The sequence below is a fragment of the Cohnella massiliensis genome (assembly GCF_900169535.1).
GTDB classification, from domain to species: domain Bacteria; phylum Bacillota; class Bacilli; order Paenibacillales; family Paenibacillaceae; genus Cohnella; species Cohnella algarum.
Genome location: NZ_LT821258.1, coordinates 434,815 through 452,511 on the forward strand (window position 1 = coordinate 434,815; position 17,697 = coordinate 452,511).

21 protein-coding genes are annotated in these 17,697 nt (G+C 60.7%); 2 read left to right on the forward strand and 19 right to left on the reverse strand.

What is annotated here, in order from left to right:
- Position 1: 1 nt before the first annotated feature.
- The 10 genes from B7E11_RS11685 to B7E11_RS11720 form a co-directional block, all read right to left on the reverse strand.
- Complete coding sequence (locus tag B7E11_RS11685) at positions 2 to 412, reverse strand: hypothetical protein (RefSeq protein ID WP_245809685.1); 411 nt, start codon at positions 410 to 412, stop codon at positions 2 to 4.
- An 11-nt stretch (positions 413 to 423) separates the two neighbouring features.
- Positions 424 to 570, reverse strand: a complete 147-nt coding sequence (locus B7E11_RS29525; protein ID WP_176220701.1) for a hypothetical protein — start codon at positions 568 to 570, stop codon at positions 424 to 426.
- A gap of 43 nt (positions 571 to 613) precedes the next feature.
- Positions 614 to 763 carry a hypothetical protein gene (locus B7E11_RS29530; RefSeq protein ID WP_176220702.1) on the reverse strand — a complete coding sequence of 50 codons (150 nt, stop codon included), beginning with the start codon at positions 761 to 763 and terminating at the stop codon, positions 614 to 616.
- A gap of 35 nt (positions 764 to 798) precedes the next feature.
- Entirely contained in the window at positions 799 to 1,671 is an 873-nt protein-coding gene (locus B7E11_RS11690) for a hypothetical protein (RefSeq protein WP_080834528.1), read from the reverse strand.
- 70 nt (positions 1,672 to 1,741) lie between these two features.
- Entirely contained in the window at positions 1,742 to 2,677 is a 936-nt protein-coding gene (locus B7E11_RS11695) for a type II secretion system F family protein (RefSeq protein ID WP_245809686.1), read from the reverse strand.
- Positions 2,674 to 4,086: an ATPase, T2SS/T4P/T4SS family gene (locus B7E11_RS11700; RefSeq protein ID WP_080834530.1), complete on the reverse strand. Its 1,413-nt coding sequence runs from the start codon at positions 4,084 to 4,086 to the stop codon at positions 2,674 to 2,676. Before B7E11_RS11700 ends, B7E11_RS11695 begins: the two co-directional genes overlap by 4 nt.
- Complete coding sequence (locus tag B7E11_RS11705) at positions 4,083 to 4,925, reverse strand: CpaE/TadZ family protein (protein ID WP_080834531.1); 843 nt, start codon at positions 4,923 to 4,925, stop codon at positions 4,083 to 4,085. The genes B7E11_RS11700 and B7E11_RS11705 overlap by 4 nt, the downstream gene beginning before the upstream one ends.
- A complete protein-coding gene (locus tag B7E11_RS11710; RefSeq protein WP_080834533.1) occupies positions 4,922 to 5,641 on the reverse strand; it encodes an RcpC/CpaB family pilus assembly protein in 720 nt (239 codons plus the stop codon). The genes B7E11_RS11705 and B7E11_RS11710 overlap by 4 nt, the downstream gene beginning before the upstream one ends.
- A 142-nt stretch (positions 5,642 to 5,783) precedes the next feature.
- Positions 5,784 to 6,419 carry an MBL fold metallo-hydrolase gene (locus tag B7E11_RS11715; RefSeq protein WP_080834534.1) on the reverse strand — a complete coding sequence of 212 codons (636 nt, stop codon included), beginning with the start codon at positions 6,417 to 6,419 and terminating at the stop codon, positions 5,784 to 5,786.
- A gap of 13 nt (positions 6,420 to 6,432) precedes the next feature.
- A complete protein-coding gene (locus B7E11_RS11720) occupies positions 6,433 to 6,999 on the reverse strand; it encodes a thioredoxin family protein (RefSeq protein WP_080834536.1) in 567 nt (188 codons plus the stop codon).
- Positions 7,000 to 7,210: 211 nt separating this feature from the next.
- Between B7E11_RS11720 and B7E11_RS11725 the strand changes: the two genes are divergently transcribed.
- Both B7E11_RS11725 and B7E11_RS11730 read left to right on the forward strand, forming a co-directional pair.
- Positions 7,211 to 7,660, forward strand: a complete 450-nt coding sequence (locus B7E11_RS11725) for a cupredoxin domain-containing protein (protein ID WP_080834537.1) — start codon at positions 7,211 to 7,213, stop codon at positions 7,658 to 7,660.
- Between the two features lie 48 nt (positions 7,661 to 7,708).
- On the forward strand, positions 7,709 to 8,020 hold the full coding sequence (locus tag B7E11_RS11730) for a dehydrogenase (RefSeq protein WP_080834539.1): 312 nt from the start codon (positions 7,709 to 7,711) through the stop codon (positions 8,018 to 8,020).
- Between the two features lie 127 nt (positions 8,021 to 8,147).
- Here the strand turns inward: B7E11_RS11730 and B7E11_RS11735 are convergent, their stop codons facing one another.
- The 9 genes from B7E11_RS11735 to B7E11_RS11770 all read right to left on the reverse strand — a co-directional run bounded on the left by B7E11_RS11735 (position 8,148) and on the right by B7E11_RS11770 (position 17,609).
- The gene (locus B7E11_RS11735) at positions 8,148 to 8,639 is read right to left on the reverse strand and encodes a GNAT family N-acetyltransferase (RefSeq protein WP_080834541.1); all 492 of its coding nucleotides are present in this window, start codon (positions 8,637 to 8,639) and stop codon (positions 8,148 to 8,150) included.
- Between the two features lie 638 nt (positions 8,640 to 9,277).
- On the reverse strand, positions 9,278 to 9,490 hold the full coding sequence (locus B7E11_RS28915) for a hypothetical protein (RefSeq protein WP_139787152.1): 213 nt from the start codon (positions 9,488 to 9,490) through the stop codon (positions 9,278 to 9,280).
- 150 nt (positions 9,491 to 9,640) lie between these two features.
- Entirely contained in the window at positions 9,641 to 10,000 is a 360-nt protein-coding gene (locus tag B7E11_RS11740; protein WP_139787153.1) for a hypothetical protein, read from the reverse strand.
- Between the two features lie 112 nt (positions 10,001 to 10,112).
- Positions 10,113 to 12,326, reverse strand: a complete 2,214-nt coding sequence (locus B7E11_RS11745) for an O-antigen ligase family protein (RefSeq protein WP_080834542.1) — start codon at positions 12,324 to 12,326, stop codon at positions 10,113 to 10,115.
- A 31-nt stretch (positions 12,327 to 12,357) separates the two neighbouring features.
- Positions 12,358 to 13,083 carry a PilZ domain-containing protein gene (locus tag B7E11_RS11750; protein ID WP_176220703.1) on the reverse strand — a complete coding sequence of 242 codons (726 nt, stop codon included), beginning with the start codon at positions 13,081 to 13,083 and terminating at the stop codon, positions 12,358 to 12,360.
- Between the two features lie 102 nt (positions 13,084 to 13,185).
- Positions 13,186 to 14,841 (reverse strand): histidine kinase N-terminal 7TM domain-containing diguanylate cyclase, encoded by a 1,656-nt coding sequence (locus B7E11_RS11755; protein ID WP_139787154.1) that lies wholly within the window; start codon positions 14,839 to 14,841, stop codon positions 13,186 to 13,188.
- Between the two features lie 113 nt (positions 14,842 to 14,954).
- Positions 14,955 to 16,148 (reverse strand): class I SAM-dependent methyltransferase, encoded by a 1,194-nt coding sequence (locus tag B7E11_RS11760; protein ID WP_080834549.1) that lies wholly within the window; start codon positions 16,146 to 16,148, stop codon positions 14,955 to 14,957.
- Positions 16,145 to 16,807, reverse strand: coding sequence for a DUF6483 family protein (locus B7E11_RS11765; protein WP_080834551.1), 663 nt, complete (start codon positions 16,805 to 16,807; stop codon positions 16,145 to 16,147). Before B7E11_RS11765 ends, B7E11_RS11760 begins: the two co-directional genes overlap by 4 nt.
- Entirely contained in the window at positions 16,800 to 17,609 is an 810-nt protein-coding gene (locus B7E11_RS11770; RefSeq protein WP_080834553.1) for an alpha/beta fold hydrolase, read from the reverse strand. Before B7E11_RS11770 ends, B7E11_RS11765 begins: the two co-directional genes overlap by 8 nt.
- Between the last annotated feature and the right edge of the window lie 88 nt (positions 17,610 to 17,697).

The window sequence follows — 17,697 nt, forward strand, 5'->3', positions numbered from 1 at the left end:
CCTACGGCACATATTCGCTCATCTGCATTCCCGAAGCGGCGATTTTGGCGTCGGCATCGGGAGGCTCGACTCCGATCAGCCGATCGATGTCGAGAAGCTGCTCGTACGGGTAGCGAATCGTAAGCTTTAGCCCGACGCCGCGCGGAAGCGGCGCCGCCGCATTCCCGGCCTCCGCGCCGGTGGAAGACGCGACTTCGTATTCGAGCCCTCCCGGCCGGAAACCGAATTCGGAAAGCCGGGCCCGGGATTCGGCCAGCATCGCCGGGCCGATGTAGCCGTATGCGCCGCTTGCCCCCACTTCCAGCAAGTAGTCCACCTCCTGCTGCAGCAGGGCGTGCCGGACGACCAATACATGCTTGTATACCGGAGAAAACATCAGCCAGCAAAACATCGCCGCAAACAAAATGAACACGAGCAGCTGCTTCACGGGCTGATGCGGGAAATGGCGCCCGCCATCGAACTGCCGGAATTCCGGATATGCTCGCCCGTTCCCTCGTCCCCGTCCACCGCGTTTAAATAAAGGACGACCACCGTCAAAATAAGCAGCATCGTCATCAGCATCTGCCGCATCCCGCGACCCTCCTTTCTTGATCCTGCCCGCGAGCGGGCCCGCTTAAGGAGCCAGCGATCCGAGCGTCGTGTTGGTCGTCGTGCCTTGCGTCTCGATCCGGTCCCTCGTCCCCGTGCCGTCCTGGGCGATGACATTGGTGAACATCAGCGCCACGACGATAAGCATCATTACGGTTATCAAAATATTTCTCATCCGCCTGTCTCCCTTCGATCTTTTTTTCAAGGCCGCTACGAGTTCAAAGCGTCGAACAGCTTTTGCGACTCTTGAATCCACGGGTACAAAAAAATTTGAAACGTGTAAAGAATCGGAATTCCCGCCAGCACGAACAGCCCGTAGGATGCCGTCTCCTTGCGTCCGGCTTTTTCGATTTCGATTTTCGCTTTATACTCCTTGACCATTTCGCGGAGCAAATGGTAGACTTCCTCGCTTTCGCCGAGCCTCAGCGACCGGATCGTTTCGGCAAAGCCGTAGGATTCGCTCGTGCCGAGCCGGTTTTTGAAACGGACGAGCGCGCCGTCCGCGTCGTGATACCACTCGTTGAGAAGCAAATGCAAATCGTGGCGAATGACGCGCGCGTAAGGCAAACACCTCGTCAGCTTGCCGTGCAAATGCAGCCGGGAGCCCGAATAGTACAACAGCTGGCTGCTGACGGCGACCAGCTCGTGCCGGATGCGATCCGTGCGGTACCGCCTCGCCGAAGACAGCATCGGCCGGTCGGTTGCCGCCAGCAAAAACAAAAGGCCGAGCGGAAGCGTGGCGTTCCATGCGATTCGGTCGGGCATCGGCGTCAAGTCCGCCATGATCCACATTCCGGCAAGCGCGACCGGCAAAACGCCCATCAAGCTTCGTCTCGCGGCCAAATAGACGGCCGGATCCCAGCGAATGCCGCAGCCGAGCAGCAGCACTCTTCTTTCCTGAAGCGCCGCGCTGTCCCGGTCGCAGCCGGTCAGCTTGAGCCACGACTTCGGCGGCTTCCGGCTTTTCCACGTCCGCCACGATACCCGCCACCTCGGACGCCGCCAAAAGACGAGCCGGAGCAGCATGCCGAACGCGACGGCGACGAGCACAAATTGAACGCCCCAGCCGACAATCCCGAACAAGCCTTCACCGTAGGTCAGCTTTCTCCCTCCTTTTTTCGCACTTGTCCCTCCATTGAACCGGTTGGCGGCCTTACAGCTTTCTCCGCGACAAATACAGTCCCATCAGGAACGAACCGAAGATCAGGACGACGGCCTGCAGCAGCATCGATCTGCCGGTCGGATCCAGCACGTAATACAGGTAGCTGCTTTCCGGGTTCATGCGGAAGTTGATGCCGACGAACAGCAGAAGAAACAACGCCGGGGTGAAATTCGCGATGCGGATTTCCAGCAGCTTGTGGCGTTCGACCTGGTCGTCCAGACGAGTCCGCCGCATATCGTCGACCAATTCCCGCAGGTTGTCGGAAATGTCGTTGCCTTCGAGCAGCGCGACCTTGATAATGCTGCAAAAGTCCTCCGCCCACACATGCCCGACGGACAGCGAAAACCTTCGCAGGCTGCCTTCGTCGTCCCCGATCACGCTCAAATTCCGGTAGAGCTGCTCGAATACCGCCTGAATCTCGCCTGGCATCCGCCGCTCTTCCACCGTTTTTTGCAGGGCGGTGCGGACATGGCGCCGTCCGGTAACCAGGTAGCACTGATAAAACAATTCCATAGCGGGCAAAAACTCCAGCCGCGCCGCCATCTGCCGATTCGTCAATCGCAGGAGAAGCCAGCAATACGGCAACAATGCGAGCATCGCGGCGAGCAGCAGCACGGATAAAAACGTACGGAAAAGCAGCAAGCCGGCGGCGGCGCCCGAAAGTCCGAGCAGCAGCGAAACGAACGCGAACGTATCCGGCCCGATCGACCACCCGACGGCGGCCAGCCGGTCGCCGATATGGGCGTTCAGCTTGCGGAAACGGGCGCGTTCGGAATGGCCCTCCCGAGCCCGGACCGGCTCGCGCTTGAACGACAGCCTCCGCTTTCGCGCCGCGCGATCCGCGCCAAGCTCGAGTCCGCCGCGAATGGCCGCGAACAAAGCGACGAAGAGAACGAAAACAAGCAAGGCGGTGCCGGCCGCGATCATTCGCGCTGGCCTCCCGATTGCCGAAGCCAGGCATAAGCTTCCGCGTCCGCGCGCCGGATCCGCTCCCAGCCTTTGGCGGAAAAATCGAGCGGAAACCGCCACTCGCTAGCTTCCTCGTCAAAGCGAACAAGCTCCCTTACGGCGACTTCTCCCCCGGACATGCCGAATTCCCCGATGCGCGTAAGCCTTCTTTTCCCGCCGACGATGCGCATCTCGAAGCCGATCTGGGTGACGTATTCGGCGATCCGCTTCGTCAGACGGACCGGATTCATGCCCCGACCGTCCAGCATGCACATGTCGGTAATCGCCTCCGGCACGTCCTCCAGGCTGTTCGCGTGAACCGAAGTAATGCTGCCTTCGTGCCCCCGCGTGCAGGCCCGCACATAAATGTTGGCGTCCTCGTCGCGAATTTCGGCGTGGCATATTCGCTGCGGCGACTGCCGAAGGGCCAGCTTGAACGCTTGCCGCGGCCCGTGCGCCGGATCGTCTTCTTCGGCCTCGTACTCGACGACGTTCTTGTCGGGAAAATCCCGCTGCAGCCTCAGCTCGAACCGCCCCTCGATCGTCACGATCCGCTCCTCGTCGGGCATCGCCGCGATGAGCGCTTTGATGAAGTGCGTCTTGCCCGTATTCGTGGCGCCGATGACGACCATATTGAACCGGGAAACGATCAACGCGCGCAAAAGTCTGGCGATGCGGTCGTCTATCGTGCCGTACTCGGGAAGGCTGAGCGTCGCCAAATCGAATTTCCGCACATTGTAAAAACGAATCGTCAGCGTCGGCTGCGCCGTAAAGCCAAAACCCGTCATCGTGACCCGCGATCCGTCGAGCAGCAGCACTTCGGCCCACCGCTTGCGCGGACTGATGCGGTCGTTGTTGTACAGCACGAGGTTCTGCTGAATGCGTTCCACCTGGCTGACATGATCGAACCGATACGGAGAAGCGACGGCCCGACCGTCCCTCACCTCGAAAATGCGGGTGCCGACGACTTGAACCTCCTCCAGGCCGTTCCGGTCGCGAAGGACAAGCTCGAGGACGTTCAGCCCGATCACTTCGGCGAACAGCGCCTCCGCAAGCGTCCCGTACGGCAGTTGCGCCACCGGAACGTGCTGCAGCCGCTTTTTGATAATCCAGTCCGATATGATCGCTAGCATCTCGGACCGTTCCCGAGGAAAGCCGAGCACCGCCCGGTTTAGCTTTTCCGCGTATTGCTTGCGCTCTTCTTCGCTCCACCCCCGGGGCAGCGCCAGCATATGGCGCACCTCCTCCGTCAAGGCGAGCAATTCCGACCGTCCGCCGGTCGGTTCCCCCGCCGGCCCCGGAATTCCGCCGCCCTCCGCCTTCAGCTCCGCCGCGTAAGCCGAAACGGAAAATCGCTTTTCGTCCAACGTATCGGGCTGCGGATTCATCGGCTTCCTCTCCTGTGCATCAACAGCCGCCGCACCCACGGACGCTCCGTTCGCCGCAGCCGTTCCGCCCAGTTCAGCTTCTTCAGCAGCGGGTCCGCCACCGCATCGAACGCCGACGCGTTTCTCTCCTCCGCGGCCAGCCACTCGTCCAGCCGTCCGCTGTCGAGCTGCAAATGGACGCTCTCCTTGAGCCGAAGCTCGGAAAACTCGACGGCTCCCGTTTCCTTGCGGATCTCCTTCATCCCGTAACCCCCCGAATTCGGTTGTCCTCCCATTACAACCAATCGGAATCCCTCCTTTGAAAGTCCGAATAACGCGCCGACCTGCTCGGTCCATCTGCGAACGTCTTCCTGAAAATGCGTCAGGCTGGACGTCGTGACGAGAAACCGTTGATCCGCTTCGCGCATGGCGCATACGGTGGCGGCATTATCCCAGTAGGCGCTCACGTCGGCTATCGTCAAATCGAACGCTTCCCTTGCCGCCCCGAGCAGGCGCTCGATCTGCTCCGGCTCGTAATACTCCGCCTGGTCCCTGGCCATATTGCCGAACAGGACGTGCACGCCGTTCAGGCGCGAAGGCGCGAACGCGTATTGGCGAAGCTTCGTCCCGGTCAGCGTGCCCGCCTTCAGCTCCGGCCTCAAGCCGTCCAGCGTCACTTCGGGCTTGTCGATGCCGAGATAAAGATGCGTCTTGGCGCTTTTCAAATTCAGGCATAAAAAGCCGACGCGCTTGCCCGAAACCGAAGCGATCCGAAACGCCGTACCGAAAGCGGCCAGCGTTGTGCCGATGTTCGGCGTCGAGCCTGCGAACGCCGCGATATGCCCCGCCTTTTCGATCATCCTAACACCTCCTCTCCTAGCGCCCCGAACGTCGAAGCGTCGAAAGCGATGATCAGCTTGGCGTTTCCGTCCTTGCACGCCTCGTCGAGGGCGAGCCACTGCTCTTCCGTCAAATTCAGGTTGACCGAATCGATGCTCCCGTTCGCGTCGCGCCGGGAAGCGTACATCCGCGCCTTGTCGCCTTCCGCGAGCGACATCAGGTTCGAGTTGTCCGGATCGTCGATTTCCGCATTGGCCGACGTCTTGACCGACGCGACGACGACGGGTTCTTCGAACATTCTCCGGGAATCCGCGTCCTTGGACGAAACGTACACCAATGCCCGGTCCCCCGCTCGAATGCCGTTCGACACCGAAATGACGTATTCCCGGGGAATCTGGAACGTCGCCTCGCCCGGTCCCGGCAGCAGCGGGTAGCGGTCGATCTTCCAGTCCAAAATCGGCTCCTCCGTTCCGAGCGGAGCATGCGTCTGCATGCCCGCGACGTCGGAAGCATGGGAAATCATCGAATCGGTGACAGCGCTGCGGGGCAGCGAAATTTCGGTCAGCATGTCCACGTCGAGCGTCGAGCCGGCCGGAATAAACCGCTTCGGCGCGATCACCGTCACGGTTTCCTCCGCTTGAATTTGCCGCAGCTGCAGCACGTAGACGCCGTACACCACGATTCCCGACAACAAGGCGGCGGACAGACTGAGCGCGATTTGCCGTCTGCGGTTCACCTCAAACCTCCTTCTCCTGCCGAAACAAAAAAGAACGCCGACGAAGAGAGTTTTCGCTCTCCAACGTCTGCGTTCTTCGCAGGCCACGTGATATAGTGCTTGTTAAGGCCAATATAGCAGATGAACCGCTGTAAGTAAAGGATTATTTTTCTAGTCTGACATAAGGATTTCCTGTTCGTTCTTCGCCGATCGTCGTTTCCGGCCCGTGCCCGGGCAGGACGATGACCGAATCCGGCAGGGCGTACAGCTTGTCGCGAACCGACCGGATTAGCGCTTCGGAGTCGCCGTAAGGCAAATCCGTCCGGCCGATGGAGCGCCGGAACAGCGCGTCCCCGGCGAACAGCAAATCGCCGCAGCGCAAGCTGACGCTTCCGGGCGAATGGCCCGGCGTGTGGTAAATCTCGAACGTCTCGCCGAGCAGCTCCAGCTTGTCCCCGTCCTTCCAGGAGCGGTCGGGCGGGGTCGTCGACACGGGGGCCGTGACGTCGGTCCAGCGGAGCGAGCCGTTAAGCCCGGGATCGGCCAGCCACTTCCGCTCCGCTTCGTGCAGATAGACCGGACAGCCGAAGCGCTTGCGCACTTCCTCGACGCCGCCGATATGGTCGAAGTGGGCGTGGGTAAGCAGCACGGCCTCCACCGTCAAACCCTCGAGCCGCCGCAGCAGCGCGGCGTCCGGCATCCCCGGGTCGATGACGGCCGCGCGCGTGCGGGTTTCGTCAATCAGCACGTAGGCGTTCGTCTGCAGCGGTCCCAACGTGAACTTCTGAAACGTGAACATGGGCTCAGCTCCTTCAGACGGCGGACAAAATATCCTGCAGCTCCCGCAAGATGACCGGCGTGTAGTCCGTCCGTTCTCCGTAGCGCTTGCCGATTTCCCGGCGGGCGGCCGCCAGGTTGTCCTGGTAATCCGCCGCTTCCCGGTCCGGATTGTCCTGCTTGAACGCGATCATCACTTCCTGCACCTGCTGCGGGCGCGGTCCCCATTTTCCGAGAAGGTGGCCTCCCGTGTCCGTGATGAGCACGATCGGAATCGACCGTCCGCCCAGCGTCAAATATTGATCGATGAGATCGGTATGCTCCTCGATAATATAAACCTGCGTCGGAATTCCGCCCGCTTCCGCCGCGCGAAACGCGATCGGAACGCTGCGCAGCGCGTCGCCGCACCAGTCCGCGGTAATGATCATGCAGCGGAGATCGTCGCGGTTATTAAGAGATTCGAAAAATTCCCGGGTTTCCTCGTCCGGCCACTCGAACTTTTCGTAGTTTTCCGCGAACGCCTCCTTGTTTTTCGTCATGCCGTCCATAAACCGGCTCGGCGACAATCCTTTATTCCATTTCTCGGCCAGCAATGCGCTCATCAGCCTTCCCTCGCCTCTTCTTCCAATTTGAAATTCTCGTTCCATTGTAGCAAATGCGGAGAACGTCCCTCAACTCTCGCGGCGCGCGGACCGGATCCGGCAGGCCTTGGAGAGCTTCGCGCCGGCTTGTCATGCCGGGGCGGACAGGCGCATACACTTTCGGTAGGACGAGATTCATCAACGAATCAAGTTGAAGAGGAGAGAGCGGGATATGAGCAAAATCGTGTTCATCAGCAAAAAGAGAATTCAGTGGTACATCCTGCTGGCGGCGGTCGTCATCATGGCTGGAGCTTACGTAGGGTGGCAGCAAACGAAGGCCGCGACGGCGCCGGTATCCGAAAATACGCAGGTGCGGCATGTCGTGACGGGGGAGTTCAAGTCGACGTCCGCGAACGGGAAAGAACTGGAGTCGTACGTATGGAGCCCCGGCAACGTCATCGTCAACAAAGGCGTTCCCGTCGAACTGCGCATTACCGGCATCAACGGGCAATCCCACCCGTTCGTGATCGAAGGGCTGAACATTTCCGGCGAAGTCCAAAAAGGAAAAACGGCCGTCGTCCGCTTTACGCCGGAAAAAGCCGGCATCTACCCGATCATCTGCACGACGCACAACGATCCGGCGACCGGCGTGCCGATGGTCGGCTACCTGATCGTACAGTAACTTCCTGTTCCTCTCCGGCATAGGCTGCAATTGGGGAGAGGATGCCGTTTGAAAACCGGTCGGGAAAAGCATGCCGCCTCGCTGCCGACCGCGCGCAGCATTCGCCGCGCCTGCTCCAAGGAGCTCTACCGGACGGCCAAACGATTGAAGCTTTACGTGCCTCCCGCGCAGCTTGAGCAGTCGGAGCAATTGTATGCGAAGCGGGTCGTCGAAAATTTGCTTTGGGTGCACGAAAACCGAAGCGACCGCAAAAAGCTCGCCGACTGGTGGGAACAGGAACTGAGCGCGGAAATCGCGGCGATATGGAACGTCGACCGCGCCCGGCTCGCCGCGGCCTTCCGCGACGCTTTCGGCGGGTGAAAAACGAGAGGCCGGCCCGAGCCGCAGATTTTCGTCTGCCGTTCGGGCCGGCCTTTTTTCCATGGTTTGGATTCGTCCCTTCGCCTCTCCGCCCGCCGCCGCGGGTCGCGGGACTTCCGATTATCGCTTATCCGTTAGGGTTGCGCAACGCGGAAAGCATGCCTTTATAAATGCCGGGCGTCGAATCCGGAATCTCGATGGCGCCGGCCGCTTTGGCGTAAAATTCCTTCGGCCCGACTCCGCCGATCGCGGCATAGCCGTATCCTTCCGCTTGCATCGCATGCAAGCAGGCCAGAAGGATCGCTTTTCCGACGCCTTTGCCCCGCGCCGCCTCCGACACGCCGGTCGGCCCGAAAAATCCGCGGCAGGTCGCGTCATAGCAGCCGAAGCCGATCAGCTCGCCCTTCTCGACGGCGATCCAGCAGCTGACGGGAACGCGGGCGAACGCAGCCTCGCATTCGTCGACCCAGCTCGGCCGAAAGTTCTCGCGAACCCAGGCGGTCACTTTATGTTTTTCGGGCACCAGCCCCCGGCGGATTTCGATGCCGCTTTCGGCCAGCGTCCGCAGCAAGGCATGGTGTTCGGGCAATTTGTACAAAGGAACCAGCATGTCGCTCATTTCGTTTCACCTTTTCCCCAAGTTGTCGTCACGAGTTTAAGTATAAGCGGGATGCCCGTCCGAACGGAAGACCGAAATTCCGCCCCGGAAGCGCCGTGCCCGTTGTTGCAAGCGGACCGGGCCGCGGAAGCAAGGGAAGGCAACCCGCCTCGGGAGCCCCCCTCCCCCCCTATTCGCCGGCCTCGCCTTTCAAGGTCTCGCCGTATTCGTTGGATTTCGTCAACGTGCGGTTGGCAGGATTTGAATTGAGTCGTCACGACTCAACCGGATCGTTTGCGTGGGCGCGAAGGGGGCGAGATGCGTCATTTTGACTCAACTGCGTGCGGCTGGATGCGATTGGCGGGTTGAAATGAGTCGTCACGACTCAACCGGATCGTTTGCGTGGGCGCGAAGGGGGCGAGATGTGTCATTTTGACTCAACTGCGTGCGGCTGGATGCGATTGGCGGGTTGAAATGAGTCGTCACGATTCAACTTGATCGTTTGTGTGGGCGCGAAGGGGGCGGGATGCGTCATTTTGACTCAACTGCGTGCGGCTGGATGCGGTTGGCGGGTTGAAATGAGTCGTCACGACTCAACCGGATCCGTGGATGGCCCGCCGACTTCCGGTTTGGAAGGGGATTGCGCGGGACTGCAGGGATTACGTGGAATGACGAGGGTTCGACGAAGCCTGGTTGGAATTTATCCAACCAAAATCGGCTTTTTCGCGAAACTTTTCGGCTTCGTTGGATTTTGTCCAATCTGGCGAGGCCTTTCCGGCGTTTTTGCCCAAATTCCAGGTTGCTCGTTGGATAAAATCCACTCTGGACAACGATTTCCCCTTTTTACGTTTCCTTGATTGGACAAAATCCAACATAGGCCCCCCTCTGCTTAAACGTTCCCCGTCCGATGTCCCCTAAGCTTCCGCAAAACTCTTTAGCACGGCGAAAAACTCGACATTCCGGTAAGCAAAAAAGCCCCTCCGAACCCCCCGCCGGTCCGAAAGGGCTTGCGATATGCGGTTTTAGCCGATAATGACGAACGTCTGCACGCCGGCCGGAATAAATCGGGTGCGAAACAGGACGCCGTTTCTGTTGAACGTCCGAAGCGTGTAGCTGACGTTGGTCAGCGTGCCGATGTTGTTGAAGCGGACAACCCCGAAGCTGTCGAAAAAAGCGGTGCTGACGAGCACGTTGTTCCGGGTCAGGCGGGCAAAGAACTCCGTCGTGTTGAACGGAACTCCGTTGCCCTGAACCCACTCGACCGTCAGGCGGTTAAACGTCGGCAGGCTTGTCGACTGTTTTCGAACTTTGCCCGCGGGGAGGGCTTTCAGCACTTTGGAGCGTTTCCGATCGGCCTTCGGAGGCACCGGTCGATTGGCCATTGGATGGATCACCTTCCTTAAAGGTCTGAATCCAATGTATGCGAAGCCGGCGGACATGCTCACGTCAATCTCCCAGAAACCCAACGGCGAAGGCACATTTTCGCTTGTTCCGTTACCGTTCGTTCCGTTCCCGCAGCAGGGCCTCCGCCTCTTCCTTCCAGTCTCCTTCTTCTTCTCCCGCAACTTCTTGCAGCATGGCCGCCGCCTCCGTTTCGCGATCGAGCAGCAGCAGCGACTTGGCTGCGTTGACCTTGGCGCCGGAGAACAGGTTGTCCCGCTTCGCGAACCACGGGTTGTCTTCGCCCTCGTATTGGAGCCGGTACAGTTCCCGGTACCGCTCGAAAAACTCGACCGCGGCCCCGGCGGCTTCGCGGGCGGCGGACGGTTCCCCGGCGTCGCTCAGCTTCTCGGCGAGCCGGGTCATGCGGGCAATCGCGGCGTTTTGCGCGTCGCGATTGAAGCGGTCGAGACGCAGCCCCTCGCGCAAATGCTCGCGCGCGCGGGCCGCGTCTCCCAGCTCGGCGTAAGCCATGCCGAGCGCAAGGGCCAGCGACGGCGAATGCGGCTCATGCCGCAGCCCCGCCGTCAGCAGCTCCGCTCTCTCCCGCGCCGGCAGGAGAGAGGCCAGCTCGAGGCGAATCCGGGTCCATTCCGGATTCGCCTCGAGCGCCGCGCGCAGCTTCGCTTCGCGCGCGGGTCCGGCCGCGGCGGGCGCATCGGCGTACGCGCGGGCCGCGGCCAGGCTGTGCCAGGCGGCGGGCACCGCCGCCGCGGCGCAGCCGAGCAGCAGGGCGGCGGGGATCAGCCCCGCCAGGCCGCCCGCGATACCCCGGCGCGCCGGGCGCCGCCGGGGAACGGCCGCCGCCCGCGCGAAGCTCTCGCTCCGGCCGGCGCGGGACGGCCCCTCGCGTACCGGGTCGTCCCGCGCTTCCTCCGCCGCCGAATGCAGCGCGATCCAGGTCAGCAGAAGCAGCCAAGCGAAGCCGTACGACCAATCGAAATCGATCGCCGAATGGGCGAGCAGCACCGCCGCCGGTCCCCACGCCCTGTCCGCTTTTTTCCGCAGCCGTACAGCGAACCAGATGAGCATGCCGAGCAGCAGCAGCAAGCCGACGAGCCCGGCGTCGATGAGCACGTCCAAATAGCCGCTGTGGACTTCATTGCCGATGTAAGGCTCCTGCCGGTACAGCCCGACGAGCGTCCGCCAGCTCCTTCCCCCGGCGCCCAGCAGCGGATAATCGGCAAAAATGCGAAGCGCGTCCGCATAGTACAGCTGCCTCGCCGACGCCGTTTCGAATTGCCCGCCGACGCGGGCGCCGTCCGAGCTTCCGCCGACGAGCAGGGAATACGCCAGCGCGATCCCCGCCGCCAGCACGAGAGCGCCGCCGGGGACGGTCGTCAGCCAGGCGGAAACCCGTTTGCCGATTTCCGTTCGCGCCCGCGCTCCGCCGCATAGCGGAAGCACCGCCAGGGCGCAGGCGGCCGTTGCGATCCCCAGCGGCCATGCCGCGTTCCCCGGATCGCCCGCTTTCATCGCTTCGAACGCGAAATGCGCTGCCGCCGCGGACAAGCCGATCGCCGCGCCCGCGGCGGCAAGCCCCGGTCCCCGGCGCCGGCGCGGCTGCAGCAATATCGAAAGCGCGAAGCCGAACAGGAGCGCGAGCATCGATCCCCGCGATTCCGTCAGCAGCACGGCGCCCAAATACGGCACGATCGTCCACGCGGCGAACCGTTTTTCCGCCCGGCTTCCGTGCAGCAGCAGCTGCCATTGCGCCAGAGCCCAGGCCGCCGCCACCGCTCCGAACGCATTCGGATATTCCAAAAATCCGGCCAGCCTCGCTCCGGTAGACGCAAGCTCGGCGTCTCCCGAGCGGAACACAGCGCCGGGCTTGTCGATCCATCCGAACCAGCCCGCCCAGCTCCCGCCGATGACAAATAAACCGACGGCATGCCATGCACGCCAGCCGGTTTTCCGGTTTTCGTATGGAAGCAGAAAGCTTGCCAGCATCACCAGCCAGGAGGCGTAGGCCGTCCAGCGGATAAAAACGTCGGCCGTCCCTTTGGCCGATTCCGGACCCGAGGCCAGAAGCAGCGCGAATGCAAGCGCCAATCCGAGCGGCGCGAACGCCCAAAGCGGCGTCCGGACGTGCCGGGGCCAAACGAACCCCGCGAGGACGACGGCCGCCGCCGCCGCGATCAACGCGATTTCCAAAAAATAAAAATCGGAATCGAAAAACATCCCGCTCCGCCGGGCGGACCATCCGAGCGCCGCGCCCAGCGCCAGCCCTCCCGCCGTTCTGGCCGTCCATGCTCCCAACCTGCTCATGCCATCTCACTCTTCCGCGGATTCCGATCCTTTAGTTCGTCGATTGCGAAGAGCCGAAGCTCCGTCTGCCGTTTTCCTTCGCCCGGCTTTTCACGTGTTTATCCACCTGCTGCCGAAGAACGAACGCTCGAAGCGGCCGCAGCATCTCGTTGTCCACTACGTTCATTCGCAAGCCGAGGTGCCATTTCCCTTCCGCCCGCTCGCGCCGCATAATTTCCAGATCGCAAGCGAACGTAAAGCCGAGATCGACGACCGCCCCGAAGCGGGACGCCTTCGTCAATTCCGGATGATCCCCGATCGTCAAGCCGATTCCGCCCAGGCTTATATCGCGAAGCGACGCCTCCAACGGGGCCGGGAGCAGCTTGACCTCCCCGTCCGTATCCACCACGCGCAAAATCTGCGCCTTTCCTTCCGCTTCCACCCGGTAAAACTCGCGTTTCTCCTGGAAACGCAAATGCAGGTTGGGCGGCTGAATAATGGCGATCGCGCCTTCGTACTTGGCAAAAACGATCGAAGCAAACGTATGAATGCCCGCCGGAGAGTATACCGTCAGCTTGACGGTTTCCCCGAGTTCGAACAGCTCGAATTCATGCAATTCGACTTCGAACAGCTCGCCTTCGACTTGAGTCATTACGCCGGTGGAGACGAAATTTTGTTTCTCAACGACGGTTCGGCAATGCAGGAGCACTTTCAAAGGCAGCCGCTCCTTCTCTTGATTGGCCGGGTCGTTTTTCGTTAATCCGCCGTCCCGAAACATACGGTTGCAGCCACCTCTCCCAAGTCCAAACGTGGTGCGGTCTTTCTCCGCCCGCTTTTCCACCATCATATCACATTCGGAGAAAGGTTTAAAATAAACCCGCTAGAGAGAGGAACTGGCGACGACCCGATTGCGCCCCTGATGCTTGGCCTCGTACAGCGCTTTATCCGCCCGGTAAAACAACTCCCGCAAATACTCCTTGATATCTTCTCTGCCTTCCGACGGCTCCTCGGTGACGACGCCCATGCTGACGGTAATTTTCACCTGCCGGTCTCCCGCGTCGACGGCGTTGTCCGCGATCGTCTGCATGATTCTCGCAGCCAGCGTTTCCGCTTGTTCCGCGTTCGTATGCGGCAAATAAACCGTAAATTCCTCCCCGCCGTACCGCGCCAAAATATCGGACCGCCGCAGCACGGAACGGACGGCGTCGGCCGTCCTGCAGATCACCTCGTCGCCGACGAGGTGGCCGTAAGTGTCGTTAATCTGCTTGAAATGATCGATATCGAACAGGAAAATGGAGAACGGGATCCGGTAACGGATATTGAGCAAAACCTCGTGCTCCAGCTGCTGCATCAAAAAACGCCGGTTGTAGCAGCCGGTAAGGCCGTCGGTGATCGCCATTTGCTCCAGCTTCTGATTGACGCGAAACAGCTCCTCCTGCACGGTGATCAATTCCAGATTCCGCTCGTGCAGCGCCTCGTTTTTCCGGTTCATCTCGTCGATCAGCTTCCGGAGCTCGGTCACCTCGTGGAACGTGACGACCCGCCCGAGCACGCTTTTCATCGGGCCGGCGACCGGCGAAATTTGCATCGAAATATACCGTCCCGCCGCATCGGGCAGCGACAGTTCGGTCTGGATTCTTTCTTCGGGATGGTAACGGTACCGGTACAAAAATTCCTTGACCTCCCCTTGCGGCTGAAGAGGAGCCAGGAAGCTTTCCATCGAGAAGACGTCGCCCTTCCTCGTCTGCACGAAAGGGCTTGCAGCCTTGTTGGCGGCAAGCACCTTCCCATGCTCGTCGACGATCATAATGCCGATGGGCATATGCTCGATGATATCGCGTTGGGCCAAAGAAAGCGTATCCGACAACCCGTAACGGTAAACGGCGACGGTAAAGCAGCAGCACGATAGCAAAATGCCGGCCGACGTAAGTCCCGGCACGACGGGCAGCCACTTGTTCAAGAGAACGTTTACGAGCAAATCCGTGACGGTAAAGCCCGACATGACGAACATCCCGATCAGCGCGAGCCCCAGCTGCTTGCGCTGATGGACGGAACGGACCTGGCGAAAAGCATGGAACATCAAGATCAGCGTAATCGACAAATAGCATAATTGAACGAGCACGAGCATCCAGAATAAATAACCGTACCGGACTTCGTCCGAATTCGGGGCCAAATTCAAAAATTCGTTTCCGGGGTTCCAGATCATGGCGGCGACCGTGACCGCGGCCGGAATCAAATAGAGAACCGCCTTTCTCGCATTCAACTGCGCGGACAGCTGCGTCAAAACGAGCACGAAAAACAGCCATCCCGGCCCCAGCAACCCGATGGCGGCAAAAGACAGCTTCAGATAAAACAGCTTGAATTCAAGCAGTTCAGTCGTCTTGGCGCTGAACTGTCCAAACGGCCAGAGCATCAATACGAATTGAAACGCCAAATACGCTTTGTGCGTCCGGGTGATGCGATTAAACGCGATAACGCCCGCCAACATGGCGAACAAACAGACAAAAAGTACAAAGTCAGGCCGCAGGAGTCCCAATTCGGCTCACCTTTTCACCTTTTCTGCCCCCAAAACTATGGGACTTTATTCCTTCATTCTACCATAGTCTAGTTTTTTCCAACAATAACCTCCTTTCAATTTACGAATAATTATTATCGAAGGAGGGAACCCATTTTTTCCATATAGGGCGAAATGCGAAGAAAATCCCGGAACGCCTCGTATTCCCGCAGAGCTTCGGGATCGGGCGCGGCTCCTGTCCGTACGGCGCGGATGAGCACGTTTTTCGGCGTATGCTCCAGATCGATAAATTCGAGCAGCTGTGTCCGATACCCGGACAGCTCCAGCAACAGGGCGCGTACCGCATCGGTCGCGAGCGCGGCAAACCGCTCCTTCAGCAGCCCGTGCTTCAGCAGCGGCTTTAAAACCGGCTGGGAGAGCTGTCCGAACAGCTCGTGCTGGCAGCAGGGGACCGACAAAATCACTTGGGCGTCCCATTCGATCGCCTTCAGCAGCGCGGCATCGGTGGCGGTGTCGCAGGCGTGCAAAGTGACGACCATATCGACGCTGCTTCCTCCCTCGTACCGGGCGATATCCCCGACGGCAAACGCAAGCTTGTCCCAACCGAGCTTCGCGGCGAGGCGCGAGCAGGTTTCGATGACCTCTTCTTTCAAATCAAGGCCGAATACGCGCACGTCAAGCCCTTGTTGGACGGCAAGCAAATGGTACATCGCAAACGTCAAATACGATTTTCCGCAGCCGAAATCGACGATGCGAACTTCCCGATCCTTCGGCAAATGTTCCGATACGTCCGCCACCATTTCTAGGAAGCGGTTGATTTGCCGGAACTTGTCGTATTTCGCTTTGACGACGCGGCCGTCGGACGTCATGACTCCGAGCTCTTCCAAAAAGGGCACTGGAGTCCCTTCCGGAAGCAAGTACGACTTCGTCCGGTTATGTTCCGGCGGGCGGCTCGCTTTCGCGGTCGGGGCTTTGCGCAGCAGCGCCGGCTTTCCTTTTTTGCTGACCAATATTTGCACGTCCGCCTCGGACGTCTTCACGAGCGCCTGGCGAAACTGTTCCGCGATCAGGCGTTCCATCTCTTCCGCCGCCTCCGGCAGCAGGTTGTCGTGATGCGCCTGATTGGCGATTTGCCGCTCGAATTGATAGCGCAGGCCGTCTTTCAGCCGGACGGGGCGGACGGTCACTTTCCGCGGCCCCGCTTCATCCTTGCGTCTTGGCTGGCTGAACGTCGCCTGAAGCAGCAGCCGGTCCAAGGCCGCCGAGCGCAGGAACGCGCTTAATTCCGCGCGCGGCTCCGTTTTATCGTTTAACGTGTTTTCATTCATGACGCCGTCTCTCCCGCAAGCAGATTCCATTGTTCCCGGCCGTCGTCCAGCTCCGCCCTCGGCAGCCCGCCCGCCGCGAGCGTCTCGTCCGCAAGCTCCGACAGCCGGTCGTAAAACGCGTTTCCTTCCTCGGAAGTGACGGCTTTCAGCTCGAATAGCTCGTAGAGCGCATTTTCGGCGTCCGCGTACTTCCCCGAGAGCTCCAGCCAGCTCCATGCCGCCCGCTTCGTCGGGGAAGCCGCTTCGTACGGGGCGAGCTTCGCCAATAGCGTTTCCGCCCGTTCCTCGAGCTTGAGCCCGTCGATCGGGCCGTTCGTTGCGAGCACGTGCACGATCAGCCTGAACGATTTTTCATATCGGGGCAAGCTGTCGTTCGCCCGTCCCGATTCGCGCAGCAAATCGCCTTCCTCGTGCAAAAAGGCCGCCAACGTTCCGATCATCTCCGGATTCGGAACGCCGCCGACGGACAGCATTCCGATCAGATCGGAGTCGGACAGCCCGAGGGCGAGCCGGGCCCGCATCCGCAGCTCCTTGCCCAAAAACTCGTCGATCTCCTCCAGCGCCTGCTCCGGTTTTTGCTGTTCCTTCAACCCCATAATCCGGGCCAGCATGACGGACGTCTGGTTGATGAGCCGCATCAGGTAATCCCGGTCATACATCGCCTGCGGCCCCCTCCGCCAGCCGGACAAAGTCCGCGACCGCGCGGGCGAACGCTTCCGGATTTTCCATCATGCTCATGTGGCCCGTCGCTTTCAGCTCCGTGCGGACCACGTTCGGCTTTGCGAGCGGGAATCTTTTTTCCGGGGGGACGACGGCGTCTTCTTCGCCGGCCAGCAGCAGCACGGGCACGCCGATCCGCTCCAACGTGCGCAGCCGGTCGGGGCGCTCGCGCATGCCGAGGGCGCCTCCGATGACGCCTTCGGGCGACGTCCCGTAGCCGATCGTTTTGGCGCGTTCGACCGCCTCCGGCATCGACGTCCGATGCCCGGGCGCGAACAGCTTCGGCGCGAGCTCGTCGACGAACGAGCGCACGCCTTCTTTCGCCACGCGATCGGCGACTTTGAGACGGCCGGCCTTCCCGGCTTCGTCGTCCGGAAACGTCGTCGAATGGACGAGGCCGAGGCCGATCAAGCGCTCCGGATAGGTTTCCGCAAACGCGAGGGCCGCGTACCCGCCCATGGAATGGCCGAGCAAGACGACGCGCGGAATGCGCAGCTCGTCCAGCAGCCCGGCCACGTCCTCCGCGAGCAGTTCCATCGCATAGGGCCCTTCGGAGGCGTCCGATTCGCCATGGCCTCTCGCATCCGGGGCGATCACCCGCATTTCCGTTTTCAAAAGAGCGGCCGCATCGTCCCAATATCGGCTGCTGCCGCAAAAACCGTGAAGCAGGACGACGGGGGTGCCCTGTCCTTCATCGGCGTAGGCGACGTTAAGTCCGTTTTTAAGCTGCTGTCTTTTCATAGGTTTGTTCCACGCTCCTCGTCCGTTTAGTTGATGCGAAGCGCCGGCCGGCGAATCTCGGGACGCAGCTCCCGATGCGCTTTGACGC